At 64.0% G+C, this 24,276-nt stretch carries 25 protein-coding genes and 3 tRNA genes; 12 read left to right on the plus strand and 16 right to left on the minus strand.

Annotated features, from left to right (window positions below; genetic code table 11):
- Positions 1–377: 377 nt before the first annotated feature.
- The 6 genes from E8F06_RS12630 to E8F06_RS12655 all read left to right on the plus strand — a co-directional run bounded on the left by E8F06_RS12630 (position 378) and on the right by E8F06_RS12655 (position 5,811).
- Complete coding sequence (locus E8F06_RS12630) at positions 378–1,928, plus strand: 2-isopropylmalate synthase (RefSeq protein WP_280367599.1); 1,551 nt, start codon at positions 378–380, stop codon at positions 1,926–1,928.
- On the plus strand, positions 1,925–2,728 hold the full coding sequence (locus tag E8F06_RS12635; RefSeq protein WP_280367601.1) for an energy transducer TonB: 804 nt from the start codon (positions 1,925–1,927) through the stop codon (positions 2,726–2,728). The genes E8F06_RS12630 and E8F06_RS12635 overlap by 4 nt, the downstream gene beginning before the upstream one ends.
- Positions 2,725–3,177, plus strand: coding sequence for a ribosomal protein S18-alanine N-acetyltransferase (rimI, locus tag E8F06_RS12640; protein WP_280367603.1), 453 nt, complete (start codon positions 2,725–2,727; stop codon positions 3,175–3,177). Before E8F06_RS12635 ends, rimI begins: the two co-directional genes overlap by 4 nt.
- Positions 3,178–3,248: 71 nt before the next feature.
- The gene (gene can, locus E8F06_RS12645; RefSeq protein ID WP_280367605.1) at positions 3,249–3,893 is read left to right on the plus strand and encodes a carbonate dehydratase; all 645 of its coding nucleotides are present in this window, start codon (positions 3,249–3,251) and stop codon (positions 3,891–3,893) included.
- A gap of 3 nt (positions 3,894–3,896) precedes the next feature.
- A complete protein-coding gene (locus tag E8F06_RS12650; RefSeq protein WP_280367607.1) occupies positions 3,897–4,808 on the plus strand; it encodes a DMT family transporter in 912 nt (303 codons plus the stop codon).
- A 4-nt stretch (positions 4,809–4,812) separates the two neighbouring features.
- The gene (locus E8F06_RS12655) at positions 4,813–5,811 is read left to right on the plus strand and encodes an isocitrate/isopropylmalate family dehydrogenase (RefSeq protein ID WP_280367610.1); all 999 of its coding nucleotides are present in this window, start codon (positions 4,813–4,815) and stop codon (positions 5,809–5,811) included.
- Between the two features lie 105 nt (positions 5,812–5,916).
- Here E8F06_RS12655 and E8F06_RS12660 read toward each other — a convergent pair whose 3' ends face one another.
- The 12 genes from E8F06_RS12660 to E8F06_RS12715 all read right to left on the minus strand — a co-directional run bounded on the left by E8F06_RS12660 (position 5,917) and on the right by E8F06_RS12715 (position 14,121).
- Positions 5,917–6,144 (minus strand): hypothetical protein, encoded by a 228-nt coding sequence (locus tag E8F06_RS12660; protein ID WP_280367612.1) that lies wholly within the window; start codon positions 6,142–6,144, stop codon positions 5,917–5,919.
- A 130-nt stretch (positions 6,145–6,274) separates the two neighbouring features.
- Entirely contained in the window at positions 6,275–6,478 is a 204-nt protein-coding gene (locus tag E8F06_RS12665) for a hypothetical protein (RefSeq protein ID WP_190830608.1), read from the minus strand.
- Positions 6,479–6,895: 417 nt separating this feature from the next.
- Positions 6,896–6,972: transfer RNA gene (locus E8F06_RS12670), tRNA-Met, on the minus strand.
- Between the two features lie 213 nt (positions 6,973–7,185).
- Complete coding sequence (ychF, locus tag E8F06_RS12675) at positions 7,186–8,286, minus strand: redox-regulated ATPase YchF (protein WP_280367617.1); 1,101 nt, start codon at positions 8,284–8,286, stop codon at positions 7,186–7,188.
- 26 nt (positions 8,287–8,312) lie between these two features.
- Positions 8,313–8,897: an aminoacyl-tRNA hydrolase gene (pth, locus tag E8F06_RS12680; protein ID WP_077524268.1), complete on the minus strand. Its 585-nt coding sequence runs from the start codon at positions 8,895–8,897 to the stop codon at positions 8,313–8,315.
- A gap of 38 nt (positions 8,898–8,935) precedes the next feature.
- Positions 8,936–9,538, minus strand: coding sequence for a 50S ribosomal protein L25/general stress protein Ctc (locus E8F06_RS12685; RefSeq protein ID WP_280367619.1), 603 nt, complete (start codon positions 9,536–9,538; stop codon positions 8,936–8,938).
- Positions 9,539–9,646: 108 nt separating this feature from the next.
- Complete coding sequence (locus E8F06_RS12690) at positions 9,647–10,588, minus strand: ribose-phosphate pyrophosphokinase (RefSeq protein WP_028629917.1); 942 nt, start codon at positions 10,586–10,588, stop codon at positions 9,647–9,649.
- Positions 10,589–10,674: 86 nt separating this feature from the next.
- Positions 10,675–10,749: transfer RNA gene (locus E8F06_RS12695), tRNA-Gln, on the minus strand.
- Positions 10,750–10,809: 60 nt separating this feature from the next.
- Positions 10,810–10,884, minus strand: a tRNA-Gln gene (locus E8F06_RS12700).
- A 32-nt stretch (positions 10,885–10,916) separates the two neighbouring features.
- On the minus strand, positions 10,917–11,768 hold the full coding sequence (ispE, locus tag E8F06_RS12705; RefSeq protein ID WP_280367622.1) for a 4-(cytidine 5'-diphospho)-2-C-methyl-D-erythritol kinase: 852 nt from the start codon (positions 11,766–11,768) through the stop codon (positions 10,917–10,919).
- 1 nt (position 11,769) lies between these two features.
- Positions 11,770–12,387, minus strand: a complete 618-nt coding sequence (lolB, locus tag E8F06_RS12710; protein WP_280367625.1) for a lipoprotein insertase outer membrane protein LolB — start codon at positions 12,385–12,387, stop codon at positions 11,770–11,772.
- 3 nt (positions 12,388–12,390) lie between these two features.
- On the minus strand, positions 12,391–14,121 hold the full coding sequence (locus E8F06_RS12715) for a tetratricopeptide repeat protein (protein WP_280367627.1): 1,731 nt from the start codon (positions 14,119–14,121) through the stop codon (positions 12,391–12,393).
- A gap of 185 nt (positions 14,122–14,306) precedes the next feature.
- On the opposite strand from E8F06_RS12715, the gene hemA reads away from it, so the two are divergent.
- The 6 genes from hemA to E8F06_RS12745 all read left to right on the plus strand — a co-directional run bounded on the left by hemA (position 14,307) and on the right by E8F06_RS12745 (position 19,646).
- Positions 14,307–15,581 (plus strand): glutamyl-tRNA reductase, encoded by a 1,275-nt coding sequence (gene hemA, locus E8F06_RS12720; RefSeq protein ID WP_280367629.1) that lies wholly within the window; start codon positions 14,307–14,309, stop codon positions 15,579–15,581.
- Entirely contained in the window at positions 15,578–16,660 is a 1,083-nt protein-coding gene (gene prfA, locus E8F06_RS12725) for a peptide chain release factor 1 (RefSeq protein ID WP_151136852.1), read from the plus strand. Before hemA ends, prfA begins: the two co-directional genes overlap by 4 nt.
- A 1-nt stretch (position 16,661) precedes the next feature.
- The gene (gene prmC, locus E8F06_RS12730; RefSeq protein WP_280367631.1) at positions 16,662–17,492 is read left to right on the plus strand and encodes a peptide chain release factor N(5)-glutamine methyltransferase; all 831 of its coding nucleotides are present in this window, start codon (positions 16,662–16,664) and stop codon (positions 17,490–17,492) included.
- Entirely contained in the window at positions 17,486–18,241 is a 756-nt protein-coding gene (locus E8F06_RS12735) for a molybdopterin-synthase adenylyltransferase MoeB (RefSeq protein ID WP_280367633.1), read from the plus strand. Before prmC ends, E8F06_RS12735 begins: the two co-directional genes overlap by 7 nt.
- Positions 18,234–19,028 carry a glutamate racemase gene (murI, locus tag E8F06_RS12740; protein ID WP_280367636.1) on the plus strand — a complete coding sequence of 265 codons (795 nt, stop codon included), beginning with the start codon at positions 18,234–18,236 and terminating at the stop codon, positions 19,026–19,028. The genes E8F06_RS12735 and murI overlap by 8 nt, the downstream gene beginning before the upstream one ends.
- Positions 19,029–19,130: 102 nt before the next feature.
- A complete protein-coding gene (locus E8F06_RS12745; protein WP_280367638.1) occupies positions 19,131–19,646 on the plus strand; it encodes an acyloxyacyl hydrolase in 516 nt (171 codons plus the stop codon).
- Between the two features lie 84 nt (positions 19,647–19,730).
- Here E8F06_RS12745 and phrB read toward each other — a convergent pair whose 3' ends face one another.
- The 4 genes from phrB to E8F06_RS12765 form a co-directional block, all read right to left on the minus strand.
- Positions 19,731–21,161 (minus strand): deoxyribodipyrimidine photo-lyase, encoded by a 1,431-nt coding sequence (gene phrB, locus E8F06_RS12750; protein ID WP_280367639.1) that lies wholly within the window; start codon positions 21,159–21,161, stop codon positions 19,731–19,733.
- A gap of 11 nt (positions 21,162–21,172) precedes the next feature.
- Positions 21,173–22,093, minus strand: a complete 921-nt coding sequence (locus E8F06_RS12755; RefSeq protein ID WP_280367642.1) for a MerR family transcriptional regulator — start codon at positions 22,091–22,093, stop codon at positions 21,173–21,175.
- Positions 22,094–22,095: 2 nt separating this feature from the next.
- Positions 22,096–23,064, minus strand: a complete 969-nt coding sequence (locus E8F06_RS12760; protein ID WP_280367644.1) for a DUF523 and DUF1722 domain-containing protein — start codon at positions 23,062–23,064, stop codon at positions 22,096–22,098.
- A gap of 207 nt (positions 23,065–23,271) precedes the next feature.
- On the minus strand, positions 23,272–24,255 hold the full coding sequence (locus E8F06_RS12765) for an NAD(P)/FAD-dependent oxidoreductase (protein ID WP_280367646.1): 984 nt from the start codon (positions 24,253–24,255) through the stop codon (positions 23,272–23,274).
- Positions 24,256–24,276: the final 21 nt, after the last annotated feature.

Consider the following 24,276-nt stretch of genomic DNA (forward strand, 5'->3'; position numbering starts at 1 on the left):
TGTGGGGGCGAATTCATTCGCTGACCGGACCGAAGGTTCGGCCTGTGGCTGTCGTGGGGCCGCTACGGCCCCTCAGCGACTAAAGTCGCCCCCACCAGGATTTCCGGGAGCGGATCTTTTCTTGTGGGGGCGAATTCATTCGCGAAGCAGGCCGAAGGGCTGCCCAGCATGGTCGGTTGGGGCAGCTGCGCCGCCCTTGGCGAATGAATTCGCCCCTACAGTGTTTCTCTGGCCCCTATCTACCACCCGCCCACCGACCTTTCCGCCCACCGCTTTTCACGCCACAATTCCCTGATCTGGAGCCGTCGCCACAAGCAGTCCGGCACCATCAGCCAGAGCCCCGGCCGCACGCACGGTGGGGCCGTGAGGAGCGAGCCATGAGCAGCCAAGATCGCGTCATCATCTTCGATACCACCCTGCGGGACGGCGAGCAGAGCCCCGGCGCTTCCATGACCAAGGAAGAGAAGCTGCGCATCGCCAAGGCCCTGGAACGGATGCGGGTGGATGTGATCGAGGCAGGCTTCGCCATTGCCAGCCCCGGTGACTTCGAGGCGGTTAGGGCCATTGCTGACAGCATCAAGGACAGCACCGTATGCAGCCTGTCCCGCGCGGTGGACGCTGACATCGACCGCGCCGCCGAGGCGCTGGCTGGGGCCAACTCCGGACGCATCCACACCTTCATCGCCACCAGCCCCATCCACATGCAGTACAAGCTGCGCATGGAGCCCGACCAGGTGGTGGAACAGGCCATTCGCGCGGTGAAGCGTGCGCGCAACCTCTGCGCTGACGTGGAGTTCTCCTGCGAAGATGCCGGCCGCTCCGAGATCGACTTCCTCTGCCGCATCATCGAAGCCGCCATCGATGCTGGTGCCCGCACCATCAACATCCCTGACACCGTTGGCTACGCCATTCCGCACCAGTACGCGGACACCATGCGCCAGCTGCTGCAGCGCATCCCCAATGCCGACAAGGCGGTGTTTTCGGTGCACTGCCACAACGACCTGGGGCTGGCGGTGGCCAACTCCCTGGCGGCGGTCGCCGTCGGCGCGCGCCAGGTGGAATGCACCATCAACGGCCTGGGCGAGCGTGCCGGCAACGCTGCGCTGGAAGAGATCGTCATGGCCATCAAGACCCGCCAGGACGTGCTCGGCGTCTACACCAACATCGACACCCCGCACATCCTCAGCACGTCGCGCATGGTCTCCGGCATCACCGGCTTCCCGGTGCAGCCGAACAAGGCCATCGTCGGCGCCAACGCCTTCGCCCATGAATCGGGTATCCACCAGGACGGCGTGCTCAAGCACCGCGAGACCTACGAGATCATGTCCGCCCAGTCCGTCGGTTGGCACACCAACAAGATGGTGCTGGGCAAGCACTCGGGGCGTAATGCCTTCCGCACCCGTCTGGAGGAGCTGGGCATTGCGCTGGGCAGTGAGGCCGACCTGAATGCCGCCTTCGCTCGCTTCAAGGAGCTGGCGGACAAGAAGCACGAGATCTTCGATGAAGACCTGCAGGCGCTGGTCTCCGACACCCTGGGCGAGGAAGCCCCGGAACACTTCAAGCTGGTCTACCTGGAGGTCGCGTCCAAGACCGGCGAAGTGCCCCATGCCAAGCTCGTGCTGTCCATCGACGGCGTGGAGCAGGGCTCCAGTGCCGAAGGCTCCGGCCCGGTGGACGCCACCTTCAAGGCCATCGAAAGCCTGGCCACGTCCGAGTCGAGCCTGCAGCTCTACTCGGTCAACGCCATCACCCAGGGCACCGATTCCCAGGGTGAAGTTACCGTCCGCCTGGAAAAAGCCGGACGAATCGTCAACGGAAACGGTGCGGATACCGATATAGTTGTCGCCTCCGCAAAGGCCTACCTCAACGCGCTGAACCTGATGCAGGCAGGCGTGCGCAAGGCTCATCCACAGGTTGCTGACGTTTGATCACAGAACACCGTCGTCGCGCGTATCTCGATGCCATGCAGGTAGCCACCTGGCTACCTCGCACGGCATTGCCCTTTGCCGCGCCCTCCAACCCCGAATTGCTGGCGCTGGCCCCGGAAGTCCTCCTTGAGGATGCCCCCGCGCCAGTCGCCGACGTAACCCCCGAAGCGCCAGCCGCCGAGGCCCGTCCGGCGGCGACGTCGGTGCGCGCCAGGATCGAGATTCCGCGCCCTGGCAGCACCCCGCGCCCGGCCGTGCAACCCGAACCCGAAGCTGCAGCCGAGCCCGAAACCGCCCCGGCCAAGGTGGAAGTGCTGCCCCCGCCGCGCTTCTCCCTGCAGCTGCTGCGTGCCGGCAACTGCCTGCTGCTGGTGGAACTGCCCACCGGAGAACCCTTTCAGAGCCGCGACCCGGCCTACCTGCTGCTGAAGGATTTGCTGCGCGCCGCCGGCCTGCCGGACAGCCCGCAGATACTCGGCGAGCCGGTGCGCTGGCCGCTGCTCAGCCGCGGCAATATGGACCAGGGCCCCGACGCCGCCCGCGACTTCGTCCAGGGCTTCGTCGGTATGCGAATGGAAGAGCAGCGCGACTGCGCCTGCCTCTGGCTCGTGGGCCTGCCGGCGGTGCGCTTCGCCGGTGAAGCCGATGCCGCCGCTTTCAATCGCGAACTCCAGGTCGAAGGCCTCGGCGCCGCCTGGGCCCTGCCGGGCCTTGAACTGCTGATGGACGAGCCCGAGCGCAAGAGCGAACTCTGGCAAGCCATGCGCCGAGTGATGCGCCGCTGGAAGCACACTGAATGACCGATGCCGTTTCCTTCCGCCCGATGACCGAGGCGGACCTCGATGCCGTCCTGAAAATCGAATATGCCGCCTTCAGCCACCCCTGGACGCGCGGCATCTTCACCGACAGCCTCAAGTCCTACGATTGCTGGCTGATGTTCGAAGGCGACCAGCAGGTCGGCCATGGCGTGATCAACGTCATCATCGACGAGGCGCACCTGCTGAACATCACCGTCAAGCCGGAAAGCCAGGGCCGAGGCCTGGGTCTGCGCCTACTGGAGCATTTGATGGAACGCGCCATGGAGCTGAAAGCAGGTGAATGCTTCCTTGAAGTGCGCGCCAGCAACCAGTCCGCCTACCGCCTGTACGAGCGTTACGGCTTCAACGAAATCGGCCGTCGCCGCGATTACTACCCCGCCGTGGGTGGCCGCGAAGACGCCCTGGTCATGGCCTGCACGCTGATCGACTGAACCCCGCGCAGGCCATTGCCAAAGCTCCCGGCGCTCCGTAAGGTGCCGCCAGCCACGAGAGGAGAAGACGCATGAGCGACCTGCAACAGTTGATCGACAACAACGCCCGCTGGGCCGAGAAGATCAAGCAGCAAGACCCGGACTTCTTCGCCAAGCTGGCCAAGCAGCAGGTGCCGGAATACCTCTGGATCGGCTGCTCCGACGCTCGCGTGCCGGCCAACGAAATCGTCGGCATGCTGCCCGGTGACCTCTTCGTCCACCGCAACGTGGCTAACGTGGTGCTGCACACCGACCTCAATTGCCTGTCGGTCATCCAGTACGCGGTGGATGTGCTCAAGGTGCGCCACATCCTCGTCACCGGCCATTACGGCTGCGGCGGCGTCCGCGCTGCCATGCGCGACACCCAGTACGGCCTGATCGACGGCTGGCTGCGGACCATCCGCGACCTCTACTACGACCAGCGCGAGCACCTGGCTACCTTCGCCACCGACGAAGAGCGCGTCGATCGCCTGTGCGAGCTGAACGTTATCCAGCAGGTGGCCAATGTCAGCCACACCACCATCGTCCAGAACGCCTGGCACCGTGGCCAGGAACTGTCCGTCCACGGCTGCATCTACGGCATCAAGGACGGCATCTGGAAGAACCTCAACGTCACCGTCAGCGGCATGGAACAATTGCCGCCGCAGTACCGCCTGCGCCCACTCGGACAGAGCTGAACCATGTCAAATCCCAACAGCCGGGCCGTTACCCTGGCCTGGCTAGGCCTGCTTGTGGCCAGCGTTTTCTGGGCCGGAAACGCCCTTGTGGCCCGCGCCTTCCACGATGCCATTCCACCCTTCACGCTAGCGTTCTGGCGCTGGACCCTGGCGCTGGTCATCCTCCTGCCCTTCGTTGCCCGTCCCATGTGGGAACATCGCAGTGCGCTGCGTTACGCCGGCTGGCGCCTGTTGGTGGTGGCTGCCCTGGGGATCAGTACCTACAGCGTGCTGCTCTACTTCGCCGCGCGTACCACGGTGGCCATCAACCTCACCCTGCTCAACACCTGTCTGCCGCTGGCCACCTTCATTGGGGCCGGCGTACTGCTCAATGAGTGGCCGCCCCGGCGCGCCTGGCTTGGCATGGCGGTAGCGACCTGCGGCCTGCTGGTGCTGATCGCCCAGGGGCAGTTGGCGCAACTGGCCGCGCTGTCGTTCAACCCGGGTGACCTGATCATGCTGCTTGCCGTGGTCGACTGGGCGCTCTACACCCTGCTGCTGCGTCGCTGGAATAGCTACTTCAAGCTGCCGCCGCTGGTGCTGCTGGGCGCGCTGGTGGCGTGCGGCGTGCCCATGCTGCTGCCGTTCTATCTGCTGGAACTGGCCAGTGGGCAGCGCTTCGAGCTGTCCACTGAGAACTTTGCTGCCATCGGCTACACCGGGCTTTGCGCCTCTCTCCTGGCCTACCTGTTGTGGAACCAGGGCATCCGCGTGCTGGGTGTGGCCAAGGCCGTGCTCACCAACTACCTGATGCCGGTGTTCACCGCGCTGCTCGGTTATCTGCTGTTGGGCGAGGGATTGCAGGCCTACCATTGGTTGGGTGGGGCGATGATCTTCGCCGGCCTGCTGTTGGCGACGCGCCCCTCATTGAGGTGAGCCCATGCACACGCTAGTTGTCATCCCCGGGGACGGCATCGGCCGCGAAGTAGTGCCGGTGGCAGTCGAGGCCCTGGAGAAACTCCTGCCCGACCTGAAAACGGTGGAAGCCGAGGCTGGCTGGGACTGTTTCCAGCGCACCGGCAGTGCCGTGCCCGAAACCACCTTCCAGGCCCTGCGCGACAGCGGGGCGGGCATCTTCGGCGCCGTTTCCTCTCCCACCGGCCAGCGTGTGCCCGGCTATCGCAGCGCTATCCTGCAACTGCGCCAGGTTCTCCAGCTCAACACCAACCTGCGCCCGGTGCGCAGCTGGCCTTGCGTGTCGCACCGGTCCGGGGTGGATCTGATGATCCTGCGTGAGAACAGCGAAGGCCTCTACAGCGGCCGCGAGCACTGGGAATCCGAAGGCGTCGCCATTGCCGAACGGGTCATCAGTCGTGATGCCTGCGAGGCCCTTGCCCGCCGCACGCTGGAAGTGGCCAAGGCACGCAAGGCTCGGCGCATCACCCTGGTCCACAAGGCCAACGTCCTACCCGTGACCTGCGGCCTGTTCCGCGACACCTGCCGCGAAGTGCTGGAAGGGGAAGGCTGGGCCGCCGTAATCGACGAACGCCTGGTGGATCTCGCTGCCCTGCAACTGGTGGAACAACCCGAAGCTTTCGACCTGATCGTGACTACCAACCTCTTCGGCGACATCCTTTCCGACCTCGCCTGCCACTGGAGCGGTGGCCTCGGCCTGGCGCCTTCCCTCAACTGGGGCAACCACATGGCCCTGGCCGAACCCGTCCACGGCAGCGCCCCCGACATCGCCGGCAGCGGCCGCGCCAACCCCATTGCCGCGATCCTCAGCGTGGCCCTGCTGCTGCGCTACCACTGGCAGAAGCCCGCGCTCGCTAAACGCCTGGAAACCGCTGTGGAAAACTTCCTGCGGGAAGAAGGCAAGGCCGACTTCGGCTTCGAGACAACCCAGGTAGTGGGGCAGGGCATCCTGGCTGCGCTTTAGGGCTTTTGCTCCCCCTCTCGTCTTCAGGGAGGGGGAGTTCCACCCCAGGCACCGATCTCCCGCCCCCCATAAAAAGAAAACCCCGCCAAAGCGGGGTTTCCACATTCACCCGGAATCAATCTCCGGCGGCCCCGGTAGAGCCTTCTCCACCAGGAACAACATCCTTTTGGGCGCCCGAACCTCGAGCCGCGCCGAGCCATTCACAATCGGCCCAACCACGATCTCGATCCCCTCCGCCTTCAACATCTCCATCAACACTGATTCGCAGACTCCTTCCAGCACCCTCAGCGTAAGCACGTCACCTTCCCTGCGTTCGCCAACATGAATCTGCATGTGGATTGCCTCGCATGGATGACCGGGGAAGGGGACCACGGAGCGGAAAGGTGTGCTACGGGAGAAGGTGGAGTTCAGCGGTTTCGTACGGAGGGTTCGGACTTTCGGTAGAGCGGTCTACATCTCCCACTCAGGGAATAGCGATCTGCAAACTGCCCATGCTGAGCTTGAGGAAGATAAACCAGCCAATCGTGCTCACGATGCCAAGCACGGTGTAACCGACGATGATACCCAGCGCGATCTGCTTCCAGAGTCCCGCGTAGTTTCTGGTGGGGGCCACGCGGTGAGGCGGAGTTTCGCGTTCTGCTCGAATGCTTTCGAAGTCGTCTTTCACTTTCTCATCTGTCCGTATGGGCGAATTGTGAGGCTCAGGAACCGGTGCATGCATTACTGGTTGCTATCACCTGCGCCACTGTATGAAGCAGGGTCCGACCGGCAAAGGTCGAAGTTTCGATGCCTGTTCAGGGGCGATTCTTCCTGAAATCAGCCAGAGGGAATAGTGAGGATAGGCGACTGCCAGCAAGCAATTTACTTCATCGTCTTGGTCCGCAGCGGATCCTTGTCCACTCGTCGATGGCCATGACGAAGCATTGCGCGAGTTGGGCTTGTGGTGATGACTAGCGAATAGCGATGGCGTTCCCCACGAGCACCAGTAGGGCGGTTGGGGGAGAGGTAGGCAGGGAGCAGTAACCTCGTAGTCACTACCCCAGAAAGCACAAAGGGCTAGCTTTCGCTAACCCTTTGTTTTGTATGGTGGCTACACCGGGACTTGAACCTGGGACATCAGCATTATGAATGCTGCGCTCTAACCGACTGAGCTATGTAGCCGAGTGGCGCGCATTTTCCGTATCTCTAGGAGAGCTGTCAACCCCTTTCCTTAGATAATTTTGTGATCTTTCAAGCGTTTAGGCGGTGAGAGGGCTTTTCAGGAGGGCGCGTTGGTATTCGGTGGGATAGGGGAGGGGGAGGTGATGGGGTTCACTGCGCTCTACACCATCCTACGAAAGAAAAAGCCCCGGAGGTCCGGGGCTTTCTTGTGGATCAGACGTTGAAGCGGAAGTGCATCACGTCGCCGTCCTTGACGATGTATTCCTTGCCTTCCAGGCGCCATTTGCCGGCTTCTTTCGCACCGTTTTCACCCTTGAACTGGATGAAGTCGTCGTAGGCGACCACTTCGGCGCGGATGAAGCCCTTTTCGAAGTCGGTGTGGATAACGGCGGCTGCCTGTGGGGCGGTGGCGCCGACGCGGACGGTCCAGGCGCGGACTTCTTTCACGCCAGCGGTGAAGTAGGTCTGCAGGTTGAGCAGGTCGTAACCGGCGCGGATCACGCGGTTCAGGCCGGGCTCTTCGAGGCCGAGGGCTTCGAGGAACATGTCCTTCTCTTCGCCGTCGTCGAGTTCGGCGATCTCGGCTTCGATCTTGTTGCACACCGGAACCACGATGGCGCCTTCTTCCTCGGCGATGGCACGGACCACGTCCAGGTGCGGGTTGTTGTCGAAGCCGTCTTCGGCAACGTTGGCGATGTACATCACCGGTTTGCTGGTGAGCAGGTGGAAGCCGCGAACCAGGCGCTTTTCGTCGTCGCCCAGGTTCTTCAGTAGGGAGCGCGCCGGCTTGCCTTCGCTGAAGTGGGGGATGAGTTTTTCCAGCAGGGCCTTCTGCGCCAGGGCGTCCTTGTCGCCGCCCTTGGCGTTACGGGCAACTTTCTGCAGTTGCTTCTCGCAGCTGTCGAGGTCAGCGAAGATCAGTTCGAGGTCGATGATCTCGATGTCGCGCTTCGGGTCGACGCTGTTGGAGACGTGGATGACGTTCTCGTCTTCGAAGCAGCGCACCACGTGGGCGATAGCGTCGGTTTCGCGGATGTTGGCGAGGAATTTGTTGCCCAGGCCTTCACCTTTCGACGCGCCCGCAACCAGGCCGGCGATGTCGACGAATTCCATGGTGGTGGGGATCACGCGCTCGGGTTTGACGATCTCGGCCAGCGCGTTGAGACGCATGTCGGGCATCGGCACGATGCCGCTGTTCGGCTCGATGGTGCAGAAGGGGAAGTTCTCCGCTGCGATGCCGGACTTGGTCAGGGCGTTGAACAGGGTGGACTTGCCGACGTTGGGCAGGCCGACGATGCCGCAATTGAATCCCATGGTATGTGCCTCTGCGCGGAGTGGGTTCAGGCCTTGCGACTGTGCAGCTTCTGCATGGCGCGGGTGAGGTCACCGGCGAGCAGTTCAGGCATCACGTCGAGGGCGAAATCAATGCTGGTGTCGAGCAGTTCCTGTTCGCTGCGCGGGGCGCGGCTGAGTACGAAACCGGATACCAGGCTGCTGTGCCCCGGATGGCCGATGCCAAGCCGCAGGCGATGGAACGAATTCTGGTTGCCGAGCTGGGCGATGATGTCGCGCAACCCGTTGTGGCCGCCGTGGCCGCCGCCGGTCTTGAGCTTGGCGACGCCGGGGGGCATGTCGAGTTCGTCGTGGGCCACGAGGATGGCTTCGGGCGGAATGCGGAAGAACCCAGCCAGCGCCGCTACGGACTGGCCGCTGCGGTTCATGTAGGTGGTGGGGATCAGCAGACGAACGTCGCGACCTTGGTGGGAGAACTTTCCGACCAGGCCGAAATATTTCTTGTCGAGGCTCAGGTTGACGCGTTCGCGGTCGGCCAGGCGCTCAACGAAAAGGGCCCCTGCGTTATGCCGGGTCTGGTCGTATTCGGGGCCTGGATTACCCAGGCCGACGATCAGTTGAATGGCAGTCACTACAGGGGCCCTTTATCAGGCTGATACAGAGTAAGAAATTACTCGGCTTCGCCTTCTTCCTTCACCACGCGGGAAGCATGGATGTTGGCAACTGCCAGGTCGTTGCCGTGGGCCAGGGCCACCAGCTCGACGCCTTTCGGCAGGTTCAGGTCGGACAGGTGAATGGTCTGACCTACTTCGACCTTGGCCAGGTCGACTTCGATGAACTCCGGCAGGTCTTTCGGCAGGCAGGAGACTTCGACTTCAGCGATGGTGTGGGAAACTTCACCGCCGCCTTGCTTCACGCCAACGGAGGTAGCTTCGTTGATGAAGTGCAGGGGTACGTGGGCGGTCAGTTTCTGGCCGGCAACTACGCGCTGGAAGTCAGCGTGCAGTACGAAGCCTTTGGCCGGGTGACGCTGCAGGGCCTTGATCAGAACGGATTCGGTAGCACCGGCAACGTTCAGGGCGATCACGTGGCTGAAAGCAGCTTCGTTTTCCAGCAGCTTGGCCAGCTCTTTGGCCAGCAGGCTTACGGATACCGGGGCTTTCTCGCCGCCGTAGATAACGGCGGGAACCAGGTCGGCATTACGACGCAGGCGGCGGCTCGCACCTTTCCCCAGGTCGGAACGCGCTTCGGCATTCAGGGCGAAATCAGTCATTACAGTTCTCCAAAATAACCAAAACGCCCGTAATGCTTGCGACCAGCATCCGGGCGGTTGGGCAAAAAGCCCCGCCTGAGCGGGGCGCGTTTCGTCAGGGATGGCCGCTTAGCGGAACATCGCGCTGATCGATTCCTCATTACTGATGCGGCGAACCGCTTCAGCCACAACCGGCGCGATATCCAGCTGACGGATACGCGAGCAGGCTTGTGCCGCGGCGGACAGGGGGATGGTGTTGGTCACCACCAGCTCGTCCAGCACGGAGTTTTCAATGTTCTCGATGGCACGACCGGACAGCACCGGGTGGGTGCAGTAGGCGTAGACCTTGGCGGCGCCGTGGTCCTTCAGGGCCTTGGCTGCGTGGCCCAGGGTGCCAGCGGTGTCGACCATGTCGTCGACCAGCACGCAGGTGCGGCCTTCGACATCGCCGATGATGTGCATGACTTCGGACTGGTTGGCCTTCGGACGACGCTTGTCGATGATCGCAAGGTCAACGCCGAGGGACTTGGCCACGGCACGGGCGCGAACCACGCCGCCGATGTCCGGGGAAACGATCATCAGGTTTTCGAAGCGCTGGTCTTCGATGTCGTCGACCAGGACCGGGGAACCGTAGATGTTGTCCACCGGAATGTCGAAGAAGCCCTGGATCTGGTCGGCGTGCAGGTCGACGGTGAGTACACGGTCGATGCCGACGACGGTCAGCATGTCAGCCACTACCTTGGCGCTGATGGCCACGCGGGCGGAACGCGGACGGCGGTCCTGGCGGGCATAGCCGAAGTAGGGGATGACCGCAGTGATGCGGGAGGCCGAGGAACGGCGGAAGGCGTCAGCCATCACCACCAGTTCCATCAGGTTATCGTTGGTCGGTGCGCAAGTCGGCTGGATCAGGAAGACGTCCTTGCCGCGGACGTTTTCATTGATTTCAGCACTGATTTCGCCGTCGGAGAATTTGCCTACGGAGGCATCACCGAGGGGAATATGCAGTTGACGTACGACGCGACGCGCCAGATCGGGGTTGGCATTCCCCGTGAAGACCATCATCTTGGACACGCGCAGTACCTGCCGGCTGAGGGTAGACCTGATGAATCAAAAAGCCGTTCAAAGGCCGTGGGCTTTTGAACAGCTTTTCAAGTGTATGGCAGGGGCGGCTGGATTCGAACCAACGCATGGCAGGATCAAAACCTGCTGCCTTACCGCTTGGCGACGCCCCTATGTGTGTAACTCGCTATGCAGGACTTTCGTTTCGTTGTGCGTATAACCCGTTGGGTTAATGGCAGGGGCGGCTGGATTCGAACCAACGCATGGCAGGATCAAAACCTGCTGCCTTACCGCTTGGCGACGCCCCTGTATCGGACAACCGACAGTCTTGCATTCCTTCTCAAGCCAGACTTTGAAGCTTGCGGTGCAACATGGAGATGTTGCGGCCCTGGGCTACGAAGCTCGGCAGAGTGGCCGGAAGTTGGCGGCGAACTTTATCAGCATCGCCTTTGTTTGGGAAGCTCCCAAACACACAAGCTCCAGTGCCGGTCAATCTAGCTGAAGTGAATTTATTCAACAAGATCAGCGCGTTACGTACATCCGGGTAACGCTTCTCGACCACCGGCTGGCAGTCATTACGACCGCCCCCCTCAAGAAGGCTGCGAACTTTAATGGGCGGAGTATCCCGTGTCAACTCGGGATCGGAGAAAACTTCTGCTGTGCTGACAAAGACTTGCGGCGCTGCGACGAGGAACCAGGGTTCCGGCAGTTCCACCGGGGTCAGCTGCTCGCCCACCCCTTCCGCGAAGGCCGCACGACCGCGCACGAATACCGGCACGTCGGCGCCCAGGGTGAGGCCCAGCGCGGCCAGGCGATCCTCGCTCCAATCCAGGTTCCACAGATGGTCCAGGGCAAGGAGGGTGGTGGCCGCATCAGAGCTGCCGCCACCGATGCCGCCGCCCATGGGTAGGCGCTTGTCGAGCCAGATGTCGGCGCCCAGGTGGCAACCGGATTCGGCCTGTAGCTTGCGGGCGGCGCGGACGATCAGGTTGCTGTCATGGGGAACGCCCGGCACGTCGGTTCGCAGGTGGATTTCACCATCCTGGCGCACGGAAAAGCCCAGCTCATCGCCGTGGTCGAGGAACTGGAAGAGCGTTTGCAGCTCGTGATAGCCATCGGCGCGACGGCCGAGGATATGCAGCATCAGGTTGAGCTTGGCCGGAGCCGGCAGGATGAGTTGCGCGTCCTGCATGTCACTGGCCGAGCTGGCGCGGCTGCCAGTCCTTGATCACCAGGGTGACGTCAAGGTTTTCGCCGCTGAGCTTGATGCGCTCGGGCAGGGCATAGCCGTTCTGTTCCACGTAGCTCAGGTACTGCACCTGCCAGCCATCCTGCTCGAGACGGGCCAGGCGACTGTCGCCGTCGAGGGTCAGCCGGCTGCGGCTGTCCGGTGCGGGCAGGCCGCGTACCCACCAGAGCAGGTGGGAAACCGGCAGGCGCCAGCCGAGTTGTTCTTCCAGCAGAGCTTCAGGGGTTTCGGCCTGATAGCGGCCCTGATTGGCCACTTCGAGTTCGATCTTGCCTGGGCGACCGGTCAGGCGAGCCGCGCCGCGCCCCAGCGGGCCGGACAGGCGAATGTCGTAATAGTCCTGGCGCTGCAGCCAGAACAGGGTGCCGCTGCCGGAATCCTTGGGGGCCCGGATGCCCACCTTGCCGCTGATCTGCCAGCCATCGAGGGCGCTGATCTGGGTCTTGTGGGCGTTCCAACTGGCCTGGTTACCTTGGCCTTCGAGGGTTTCGTGGGGGGCTAGGGCGGCGCAACCGGTGAGCAGGACGAGCGCACCGGCGGCCAGGAAGTTACGTAAACGCATGGATCAGATGTTTCCGGAGCCGGTCAGGCGTTGCAGGGTGTCTCGGAGGATGGCGCTGTCGGGCTGCTTCTGCAGGGCATCGGCCCAGACCTTGCGGGCTTCGACCTGCTTGCCCTGGGCCCACAGCACTTCGCCCAGGTGTGCGGCTACTTCGTGGTCGGGGAACTCCTGCAGGGCCTGGCGCAGCAGGCGTTCGGCCTCCGGCAGGTTACCCATGCGGTAGTTGACCCAGCCGAGGCTGTCGAGAATCGCCGGGTCATCCGGGTTCAGCTTGTGGGCCTGTTCCACCAGCTTCTTGGCTTCGTCGTAGCGCGTGGTGCGGTCGGCCAGGGTGTAGCCGAGGGCGTTCAGCGCCATGGCGTTTTCCGGCTCGCGCTCGATGATGAAGCGCAGGTCCTTCTCCAGTTGGGCCAGGTCGTTGCGCTTCTCCGCCAACATGGCGCGGGTGTATAGCAGGTTGAGGTCGTCCGGGAACTGTTGCAGGCCCTGGTGCACGACCTTCCAGGCGCGTTCCGGCTGCTGACGCTCGGCCAGGCTCTCGGCTTCGATCAGATAAAGCTGGATGGCATAGTCGGGCTGGGTTTCGCGGGCCTTGGCCAGTCGGGCTTCAGCCTCGTCGGCGCGGCCGCTGTCCAGGAGGATGTCCACCTGGCGCATCTGCGCCGGCAGGTAGTCGTTGCCGGGGCTGACCAGGGCGTACTCGATCAGCGCGCTTTCCTTGTCGCCGCGCTTTTCGTAGACGTGGCCGAGATTGAAGTGGGCGGAGTCGACGTGGCTTCCACGGTCCACCAGTTCTTCCAGGTAGACCTGGGCTTCGTCCCAGGCTTCGCCTTCCAGGCATACCAGCGCCAGGGAGTAGCGCAGATCGTCGTCATCGGGGAACTGCTGGACCAGCCCGGAAAACTCGGACTTGGCCTCATCCAGGCGGCCTTGCTCCACCAGCATGCGGGCGTAGGTCAGGCGCAGGCGCTTGTCGTCCGGATGCTGCTTGATGGATTTCTGCAGCAGCGGCAGGGCTTCGTCGCCACGCTTGAGCGCCTGCAGCAGGCGGGCGCGGAGCAGGATCGGAGCAATTTCCTTGTCATCGGCGGGCACCCCTTCGAGCAGCTTGAGGGCTTCTTCGGTGCGGCCATCCTGCTGCAACAGCACGGCCTTGCCGAACACCAGCTGGCTGTTGTCGGGGTGCTTGGCCAGCAGGCGGTCGAAACTCTGCAGCAGGCCGGCGCGGGTGTCTGCGTCGGTTTCGGCAGCGGAAAGGGCAAGGAAGTCGAAATGGGTGTCGCCCTGGCCCTGGAGCACCTTCTCCATATAGGCCATGGCTTCGTCATAGCGGCCGGCGCGGGCCAGCTGCACGGCGGCTGCGCGCTGGGCATCGAGGTTGTCGGGGGCGTTCTTCGCCCAGATCAGCGCGGTATCCAGGGCTGCCTGGTCGGCGCCCAGGTACTCGGCGATGCGGAAGGCGCGCTCGGCTACGGCCGGGTCCTGAGTGGCATTGGCCTGCTGCACATAGTTGCCGAGGGCGATGTCGAAGCGGTTGCGCTGCCCGGCCAGTTCGGCGGCGAGCAGGGCATAGAGGGTTTCGCGGTTGAACGAGCCATAGACCTCAGGCTTGGCGGGCGTGGAGGCCTGGTTGCCTTCCTCGATCGGCGGGGTGCCGTCCGGGGACTTGTGGGTCAAGCTCTGACAGCCGCCGAGGAACAGGAGGGCGGTCAGCAACGCGAGGGATCTATTCATAGGAAGGAAGGCGACTAACCAGCGAGTGGTTCATCATGACACAAGCCGTCAGGCTAGCACATGGGGCGGGGCCTAACCTGCGGCTGGGGAAAACCTGTTCGGCCAGACAATTATCATCGGTGGTTGTCGTCGTTCGGGTGAAGTAGGACAATTGCGCGCCCTCCCGTTTCTATTAGCGACCCTGCATGGCCTTCATTGCTCTTGGTATCAACCACAAGACCGCTTCGGTGGACGTCCGCGAACGTGTGGCCTTCACTCCCGAGCAGTTGGTGGAGGCCTTGCAGCAGCTGTGTCGCATCACGCCCAGTCGCGAGGCGGCCATCCTCTCCACCTGCAACCGCAGCGAGTTGTATCTGGAGCAGGATCATCCCAGCGCAGATGAAGTGCTTGCCTGGCTGGCCGGCTATCACAACCTCAGCCTGGAAGAGTTGCGCGCCTGCGCGTACGTGCACCAGGACGATGACGCCGTTCGCCACATGATGCGGGTGGCCTCCGGGCTGGATTCCATGGTCCTTGGCGAGCCGCAGATACTCGGTCAGATGAAGTCCGCCTACGCCGTGGCTCGCGAGGCCGGTACCGTCGGCCCGCTGCTCGGTCGCCTGTTCCAGGCCACCTTCAGCACCGCCAAGACCGTGCGCACCGACACCGCCATCGGCGAGAACCCGGTTTCCGTGGCCTTCGCCGCTGTCAGCCTGGCCCGGCAGATCTTCTCCGACTTGCACCGTAGCCAGGCACTGCTGATCGGCGCCGGCGAAACCATCACCCTGGTCGCCCGCCACCTGCATGAGCAGGGCGTGAAGCGCATCGTGGTTGCCAACCGCACCCTGGAGCGCGCCAGCCTGCTGGCCGAAGAGTTCGGTGCCCACGCCGTGCTGCTGGCCGACATGCCTCAGGAACTGGTCAACAGCGATATCGTGATCAGCTCCACCGCCAGCCAGCTGCCGATCCTCGGCAAGGGTGCGGTGGAACGCGCGCTGAAGCAGCGCCGGCACAAGCCGATCTTCATGGTCGACATCGCCGTCCCGCGTGACATCGAGCCCGAAGTGGGCGAGTTGGACGACGTCTACCTCTATACCGTGGACGACCTACACGAGGTGGTCGCGGAAAACCTCAAGAGCCGCCAGGGCGCGGCCCAGGCCGCCGAAGAGCTGGTGGGCGCCGGCGTCGAGGACTTCATGCAGCGCCTGCGCGAACTGGCGGCAGTCGACGTGCTGCGTGCCTATCGCCAGCAGGCCGAGCGTCTGCGTGATGAAGAGGTCGCCAAGGCCCAGCGCATGCTGCAGAACGGTACCTCGGCCGACGAAGTGCTGGCCCAATTGGCCCGTGGCCTGACCAACAAGCTGCTGCACGCTCCCAGCGTGCAGTTGAAGAAACTCTCCGCCGACGGCCGCTTCGACGCGCTTGCCGTGGCCCAGGAACTGTTCGCCCTCGACGAGGGCTCGGATAAAAGTTCGCAATGAAAGCTTCCCTGCTGAACAAGCTCGACCTCCTCCAGGACCGCTACGAGGAACTTACCGCCCTGCTCGGCGACGCCGAAGTCATCAGTGACCAGGGCAAGTTCCGTGCTTACTCGAAGGAGTTCGCCGAGGTCGAGCCGGTGATCCTCGCGTTCCGCGAGTTCCGCAAGGTCCAGGGTGACCTCGAAGGCGCCCAGGCGCTGCTCAAGGACAGCGACCCCGACCTGCGCGAAATGGCCGAGGAAGAAGTGGCCCAGGCCCGCGAACAACTGGTGGATCTAGAAGACCGCCTGCAGCGCATGTTGCTGCCCAAGGACCCCAACGACGGCCGCAACGTGTTCCTGGAAGTCCGTGCCGGCACCGGTGGCGACGAGGCGGCAATCTTCTCCGGCGACCTGTTCCGCATGTATTCCCGTTATGCCGAGCGCCAGGGCTGGCGTGTCGAGATCCTCTCCGAAAACGAGGGTGAACACGGCGGCTACAAGGAAGTGATCGCCCGCGTCGAAGGCGATAACGTCTACGCCAAGCTCAAGTTCGAGTCCGGCGCGCACCGGGTTCAGCGGGTTCCGGAAACCGAATCCCAGGGCCGCATCCATACCTCCGCCTGCACCGTTGCCGTGCTGCCGGAGCCGGATGAGCAGGCCGCCATCGAGATCAACCCGGCCGACCTGCGCGTCGATACCTACCGCGCTTCCGGCGCTGGCGGCCAGCACGTCAACAAGACCGACTCGGCGGTGCGTATCACCCACATCCCGTCGGGCATCGTGGTCGAGTGCCAGGAAGAGCGTTCCCAGCACAAGAACCGAGCCAAGGCGCTGGCCTGGCTGGCCGCGAAGCTGAACGACCAACAGGAAGCCGCCGCCCACAAGGAAATGTCTGACACCCGCCGTTTACTGGTGGGCTCCGGCGACCGCTCCGAGCGTATCCGCACCTACAACTATCCGCAGGGCAGGGTCACCGACCATCGCATCAACCTCACCCTCTACGCGCTGGACGACATCATGGCCGGTGGCGTGGAAGCGGTGATCGAGCCGCTGCTCGCCGAATACCAGGCGGACCAACTGGCGGCCCTGGGAGACTGACGTGACCATCATCGCCAGCCTCCTCGGCGAAGCCCGCCTGCCGGACTCGCCCACCCCGCGCCTGGACGCCGAACTACTGCTCTCCGCCGCCCTAGGCAAGCCGCGCAGCTTCCTGCATACCTGGCCGGAACGCGTGGTTTCCAGCGAAGCGGCCGAGCGTTATGCCAGCTACCTGGATCGTCGCCGCAGTGGCGAGCCCGTGGCTTATATCCTCGGTCACCAGGGTTTCTGGAGCCTGGACCTGGAGGTGGCGCCGGACACCCTGATCCCGCGCCCGGACACCGAACTGCTGGTGGAAACCGCCTTGGCGCTGCTGCCCGCCAATCCGGCCGAGGTGCTCGACCTGGGTACCGGCACCGGCGCCATTGCCCTGGCCCTAGCCTGTGAGCGCCTGGGCTGGAAGATCACCGGTGTCGATCGCATTGCTGCTGCCGTGGAATTGGCCGAGCGCAACCGCGCGCGACTGAAACTGAACAATGCCCGGTTCGTGGAAAGCCACTGGTTCTCCGCGCTGGGCGGGCAACGCTTTGCGATGATCGTCAGCAATCCCCCGTACATTCGCGCCCAGGACCCGCACCTGGTCGAGGGCGATGTGCGCTTCGAGCCCACCAGTGCGCTGGTGGCTGGCGCCGATGGCCTGGACGACATCCGGCAGATCATCCAGAACGCGCCACGGCATCTGTTGCCCGGCGGCTGGCTGTTGCTGGAGCATGGCTACGACCAGGCCCCGGCCGTACGTGATCTGCTGGAACGCCAGGGCTTCCAGCAGGTGGAAAGCCGCTGTGACCTGGGCGGTCATGAACGTATCTCCCTGGGGCAATGGCCATGCTGAGTGATCAGGAACTCCTTCGCTACAGCCGGCAGATCCTGCTGCCGCAGATCGATGTCGACGGCCAGCTGCGCCTGAAGCAGGGTCGCGTCCTGATCGTCGGCCTCGGCGGCCTCGGCTCGCCGGTTTCTCTCTATCTGGCCGCAGCCGGCGTCGGTGAGCTGCACCTGGCGGACTTCGACACCGTCGACCTGACCAACCTGCAGCGGCAGATCGTCCACGACAGCAACAGCGTCGGGCAGAGCAAGGTCGATTCGGCCATGGCGCGCCTTTCGGCACTGAACCCTGACGTGCGCCTGGTGCCGCACGCCCGCGCGCTGGACGAAGACTCCCTGGCAGCCGCCGTAGCAGCGGTCGACCTGGTGCTGGATTGCACCGACAACTTCGGTACCCGCGAGGCAGTCAACGCGGCTTGCGTGGCAGCTGGCAAGCCGCTGGTATCCGGCGCGGCCATCCGCCTCGAAGGCCAGCTTTCCGTGTTCGACCCGCGCCGTGACGACAGCCCCTGCTACCACTGCCTCTATGGCCACGGCAGCGAAGCCGAACTGACCTGCAGCGAAGCCGGCGTGGTCGGCCCGCTGGTGGGCTTGGTAGGCAGCCTGCAGGCCCTGGAAGCCCTGAAGCTGATCGCCGGCTTTGGTGAGCCCATGGTGGGCCGTCTGCTGCTGGTGGACGCCCTGGGCAGTCGTTTCCGCGAGCTGCGGGTCAAGCGCGACCCGGCCTGCGAAGTCTGCGGAGCGCGGCATGCCTGAAGCCGCCGCGATCGGGGTCTTCGACTCGGGCGTCGGCGGTCTTTCCGTCCTGCGGGAAATCCGCTCCCTGCTGCCCGGCGAGTCGCTGCTCTACGTCGCTGACAGCGGCCACGTTCCCTATGGCGAGAAGAGCGCGGATTTCATCCGCGAACGCAGCCACCGCATTGCAGAGTTTCTGCTCGAGCGGGGCGCCAAGGCTCTGGTGCTGGCCTGCAACACCGCTACGGTCGCTGCGGTGGCTGACCTGCGCGAGTGTTATCCACAGCTGCCCATCGTCGGCATGGAGCCAGCGGTCAAGCCTGCTGCCGCCGCCACCCGCAGTGGCGTGGTGGGTGTGCTGGCAACCACCGGCACGCTGAAGAGCGCCAAGTTCGCAGCGTTGCTGGATCGCTTTGCCGGGGATGTGCGAGTGATCACCCAGCCCTGCCCGGGCCTGGTGGAGCGCATCGAGGCAGGCGACCTGATGGGGCCGGAGACGCATTCCCTGCTCTCGGGTTATGTCCAGCCCTTGCTGGCTGAGGGCTGCGATACCTTGATCCTTGGCTGCACCCATTACCCCTTCCTGCGTCCGCTGTTGCACCAGATGGTGCCGGACTCGATCAGCCTGATCGATACGGGCGCCGCGGTAGCGCGCCAAGTGCAGCGCTTGCTGGAGGCCGGCGAGTTGCTGGCAGAGGGACCGGCAGAGCCCTGCCGTTTCTGGTCCAGCGGTGATCCGGCGGCGACGCAGGAAATCCTGCCAGTACTGTGGGGTGAGTCCGCTCGGGTGGACAAGTTCCCAAACTGACGGAAAGCTCCGCTGGATATCTTTCCCCGATTAAAAAGCTCTCTATAATCGCTGCTAGGTATTAACGAATTCTGTCAGCACTTCAGAAAAAGGATTGTTTTCATGAAGAAGCTTTTCTGCTGGGCCGCAGCAGCAGCCATTTCTCTGGGTCAGATCGTTTCCGCGCAGGCTGCGGACGTTTCCCTGGATATTGGCCAGACCGGCGAATCCACCATGGTGTATCGCCTGGGCACCCAATTCGATTTCTCCAGCAGTTGGTTCCAGAGCGACGTGGGTCGCCTGACTGGCTACTGGGACGCCGCTTATAGCTACTGGGACGGCGACGAAACGGCCAGCAACCACAGCGTTTCCTTCTCCCCGGTATTCGTTTACGAATTCGCCGGCGAAACCGTGAAGCCCTACATCGAAGCCGGTATCGGCGTGGCGCTGTTCTCCGACACCGACCTGGAAGAAAACGACCTGAGCACCTCCTTCCAGTTCGAGGACCGCCTGGGCCTGGGCCTGCGCTTCGCCAACCAGGAAGTCGGTCTGCGCGCTCTGCACTACTCCAACGCCGGCATCAAACAGCCGAACGACGGCGTCGAGACCTACAGCCTGCACTATCGCCTGTCCTTCTGAGGCGAAACCGCAGCAAGAAAACCGGGCCAGGTGCCCGGTTTTTTATTGCCCACAGATTGAGGCTCATCGACGCGCGCGGGCTCGTCACACTTCCCGTTCCGCCAGATTCCTGAAGGCCGCCAATGCCCGCTCACGGCTGGCGGAGAGGTCCACCAGCGGCGCCGGGTAGCCCTCCACACCGAACAGTCCGCCGAGGCCCGCCGGGTTGTGGATATCCCGCTGGTCCAGATGTGCCAGTTCCGGCAGCCAGTGGCGCAGGAAGTGACCCTCCGGGTCGAACTTCTGCGATTGGCTGATGGGGTTGAAGATGCGGAAGTAGGGCGTCGCATCGGTGCCGGTGGACGCACTCCATTGCCAGCCGCCGTTGTTCGCCGCGAGGTCGCCGTCGATGAGGTGGCGCATGAACCAGCGCTCGCCCTCGCGCCAGTCGATCAGCAGGTTCTTGGTGAGGAACATGGCCACCACCATGCGCAGGCGGTTATGCATCCAGCCGGTGGCCAGCAACTGGCGCATGGCGGCGTCGACGATGGGGATGCCGGTGCGCCCCTGCTGCCAGGCTTCCAGTTCCTCCGGGGCCTTGCGCCAGGCCAGGGCTTCCGTTTCCCGGCGGAAGGGGCGGTGCTGCGAGACGCGGGGAAATCCGACCAGGATGTGCTTGTAGAACTCGCGCCAGAGCAATTCGTTGATCCAGCAGACAACGCCCGGGCTGCCGCTATCGAATTCTCCCTGGTTGTTGCGAAGCGCCGCGTGCAGGCACTGGCGGGGGGAGAGCACGCCAGCGGCGAGGTAGGGCGAGAGCTGGCTGGTGCCGGGCTGGGCCGGGAAGTCGCGGCGTTCTTCATAGCACCAGAGTTCTTCGAGGGCGAAGGTCTCCAATCGCTCCAGGGCCGCCTCTTCGCCAGCCGGCCAGAGCTGGCGCAGGCTTTCCGGCGGAACGGAAAAACCATCCACTGCGACGGGCAGTCCGTCGCTGGGGATGTCCAGCTCCTCCTGCGCCTTGGGCGGCGGCAGGCAGCTTGGCAGGGCGGTGTGCAGGCGCTGGTAGCAGACCTTGCGGAACTGGCTGTAGACCTGGAAATAGCTCCCGGACTGGGTCAGCACGCTGCCGGGGCGGAAGAACAACTGGTCGAGGTGGCTGCGCAGGACGATGCCGTCCGCTGCCAGACGTTCGGCCACTGCTCGATCGCGTCGGGTTTCGTTGACGCCATATTCCTCGTTGACCTGCACCGCACCGACATCGAATTCATGGCAGAGATTGCGCACCACCTCTGCAGCATCGGCCCAGGTATCGGCCTGGCGGATCAGCAACGGCACGTTCAGCCGATCCAGCGCCCAGGCCAGCTCCGCCAGGTTGCGTAGCCAGAAGTCCACCTTGGCCGGCGCATCGTCATGGGCTCGCCACTGGCCGGGGCTGATGAGGTAGAGGGCGATGGTCGGACCGGTGGTGAGAGCAGCGTGCAGGGCAGTGTTGTCCTGAACGCGCAGGTCGGTACGGAACCACATGAGTTGGCGCATGGCGTGTTCCTTCAGTCGTTGTGCAGCAAGCCCAGGTCGGAAAGGGCTTGCAGGACGTCCAACGGGCCTTCGGCCGCGATGGCGTCGGAGTCGAGTTCGGCCTGGTGGATGGCCGCGGCGGGGCCGCCCAGCAGGCAAGGGCAGGGGTGGCCGGCCAGCAGTCGGGGTAACTGGCCGGAGCCGAGTGGCTGGCTGGAATAGAGCAGCAGGGCGCGTGGCTGGATGCGTGCCACGGCAAGGGTTAGTTCGCTGGCCGGGATCGGCCAATCGAAGACTTCCACTGCACAGTCGGCACTGCTGGCAAGCCAGGCGGTGAGCCAGAGGCCAGGCTCCATGGGCAGCTCCGAGAGGTTGATCAACAGTATCGGTGCCCCGCTGTGCTGGCGGTTGTTGTGGTAGAGCCGTGCGCCGAGCTTGGTGCGTAGCCAGGAGTGCAGAAACACGCGCTCCAGTTGGCCGCCGAATTGACCACGCCAGCGCTGCTCCAGGGCTTCCAGCAGGGGGCGCAGCAACTGGAGGTAGACGGTTTGCGGTGGATAGAGCGCCACGGCGGCGTTGAAGCGCTCGTCGAGCTGACGTTCGGCGAGGTTGCCGATGGCTTCCTGGAGGTGCTGGCGCTGTTCTTCCCAGGGGGACGCGTCGAGAGCGGCGGGCACTGCCTGGTCCTTGAGCAGGGCCTTGACCTGGCTGACGGCGACACCGCGGTCCAGCCAGGCGAGGATCAGGCGGATGCGCGCCACATCCTCCCGACTGTAAAGGCGGTGACCCTTGCCGGTGCGCAGTGGCACCACCAGAGCGTAACGACGTTCCCACGCGCGCAGGGTCACCGGATTGACGCCGGTCTGGCGCGCTACCTCGCGGATAGGTAACAGGCCCCGACCCATGGCGGCCTGATAGTCGTTCGTCCGTGGGGTGTCGTTCGGCGTGTCCATGGCTAGAGGGCGTTGCGCAGACTGAGTTCTTCCGGATGTGGCTGCAGGTAGGCCTGCTGGGCGATGTAGCGATCCGGGTGGCCGTTGAAGTGATGCTTGAGCAGGGTGATCGGCACCACCAGCGGAATCACGCCCGTGCGGTACTGCTCGATCAGGCGCTGGAGTTCTGCCTTCTCGGCGCGGCTTAAGTGAGCCTTGAGGTAGCCGCTGAGGTGCTGCAGCACATTGCTGTGGGTGCCGCGGGTGGCGCACTTCTTCAGGGCTGCCATCAGCATCGAGAAGTAGCGCGGACCGATCTCCTCTGCAGGGTATTCGCCGAGGCTGCCGAGCAAGCGGCCGAGGGACTTGTACTGCAGCGGATCGTGGGCCATCAGCTGGTACTTGTAGCGGGAGTGGAAGGCGATGATCGCCTTGTACGTCAGGCCCTCGCTGCACAGCTGCTGCCACTGCGCATGGGCGTAGACACGAGTGAGGAAGTTCTCCCGCAGCACCGGGTCGTGGAGACGGCCGTCTTCTTCGACCGGAAGGTCCGGGCGCCGGGCGCAGAACGCACGGGCGAAAATACCCCGGCCGCCACTGTCGATGCCGTGGCCGTCGGCCTGATAGACCCTGACCCGTTCCAATCCGCAGGAAGGCGACTTCTGCATGAAGATGTAGCCGCTGATATCGGCGAGCTGCCCGGCCATGATCTCGCCGAGCTCGGCCAATGCCTCTGTGTGGTCCTGCTTGCGTTGGGGGCCGCCCATCGCACGTGGGGCGGCCGGTTCGCCTACCAGGCGGATGGGCTCGCGGGGGACGCCCAGACCGATGGCCAGTTCCGGGCAAAGGGGAACGAAATCGAAGTGATTCGCCAGGCTATGGCTGCACAGCCGCGACTCCTTGTGTCCGCCGTTGTAGCGCACAGGGTCGCCGAGAAGGCAGGCGCTGATGCCCAGTTTGGGGCGCTGCTGCAGCTCGAACGGCATGAACATGGAGGGATGCCTGGACAGGAGTTATACAGCGATCGATTCGTGTATAGGTTTATGGAAATCATAGAGGCAAACTTGTACAAGTCAAATGACTTGTACAAGTTCTGGACAGGAGGGGCGGCTGAGGTTGGAGTGGAGGCGTTAAACGCAAATGGACGGCCAAAGGGCCGTCCATTTCGAGAGCGGGATTTCGTGCCAGGCGGATAGCGGTTACAGGTGCTCCAGCAGGCGACGGGCAGCCTCCTGGCCACTGAGCCAGGCACCTTCCACCCGACCGGACAGGCACCAATCGCCACAGGCATAGAGGCCGAGGTCGGCATCGGCGAGGGCGCCCCACTGGTGCGCCTGGCTGGGCCGGGCGTAGAGCCAGCGATGGGCCAGGCTGAAGTTCGGGGCCGGCACGGCGCAGCCGATGGTTTCGGCGAAGGCACCGTGGAGGTGTTCGATCACGGTCTCCTTGGGCAGGTCCAGGTGCTGCTTGCTCCAGGCGTTGGTGGCATGCAGGACCCAGGTATCCAGGCTGGATTCGCGGCCGGGCTTGGAGCGATTGCGAGCGACCCACTCCAGCGGGCTGTCCTGCAGGAAGCAACCTTCGACGCGAGTATCCAGCGGTTCGCTGAAGCCCATGGCCACGGCCCAGGTGGGGTCCATGGCGACGCTTGCGGCAGCGCCGGCCAGCTTGGGCGCGGCAGCCAGCAGGGCGGTGGCCTGGGGCGCCGGGGTGGCGACTATCACATGGCTGAACGGACCGTGGCTGAGGCCCTCGGCATCCTGCAGGCCCCAGTGGCGCTCGCCACGGAAGACTTCAGTGATGCGGCAGCCGAAGTTCACCGGCAGGGCGCCGAGCAGGGCGCGGGTGATGGCGCTCATGCGGGGCGTGCCGACCCAGCGGATCTGCTCGTCAGGGGAGGGCAGCAGGCGACCTTCGCTGAAGTTGTAGAGGCTTGGCGACCACTCGGCCACCCAGCCCCGATCGCGCCATTGCTGCACCACTTCGGCGAAGCGGCGGTCGCGGGCAGTGAAGTATTGCGCGCCAAGGTCCAGGGAACCGGCGTCGCTGCGCTTGCTGGCCATGCGTCCGCCACTGCCGCGGCTCTTGTCGAAGAGCTCTACGTTCTGCCCAGCCGCATGTAGCGCCTGGGCCGCGGAGAGGCCGGCAATACCGGTACCGATGATGGCGATAGGTGCAGTCATGGTCTACCTCGTTACCTATGG

The organism is Pseudomonas sp. BN411 (assembly GCF_029871235.1).
Lineage (GTDB): Bacteria > Pseudomonadota > Gammaproteobacteria > Pseudomonadales > Pseudomonadaceae > Metapseudomonas.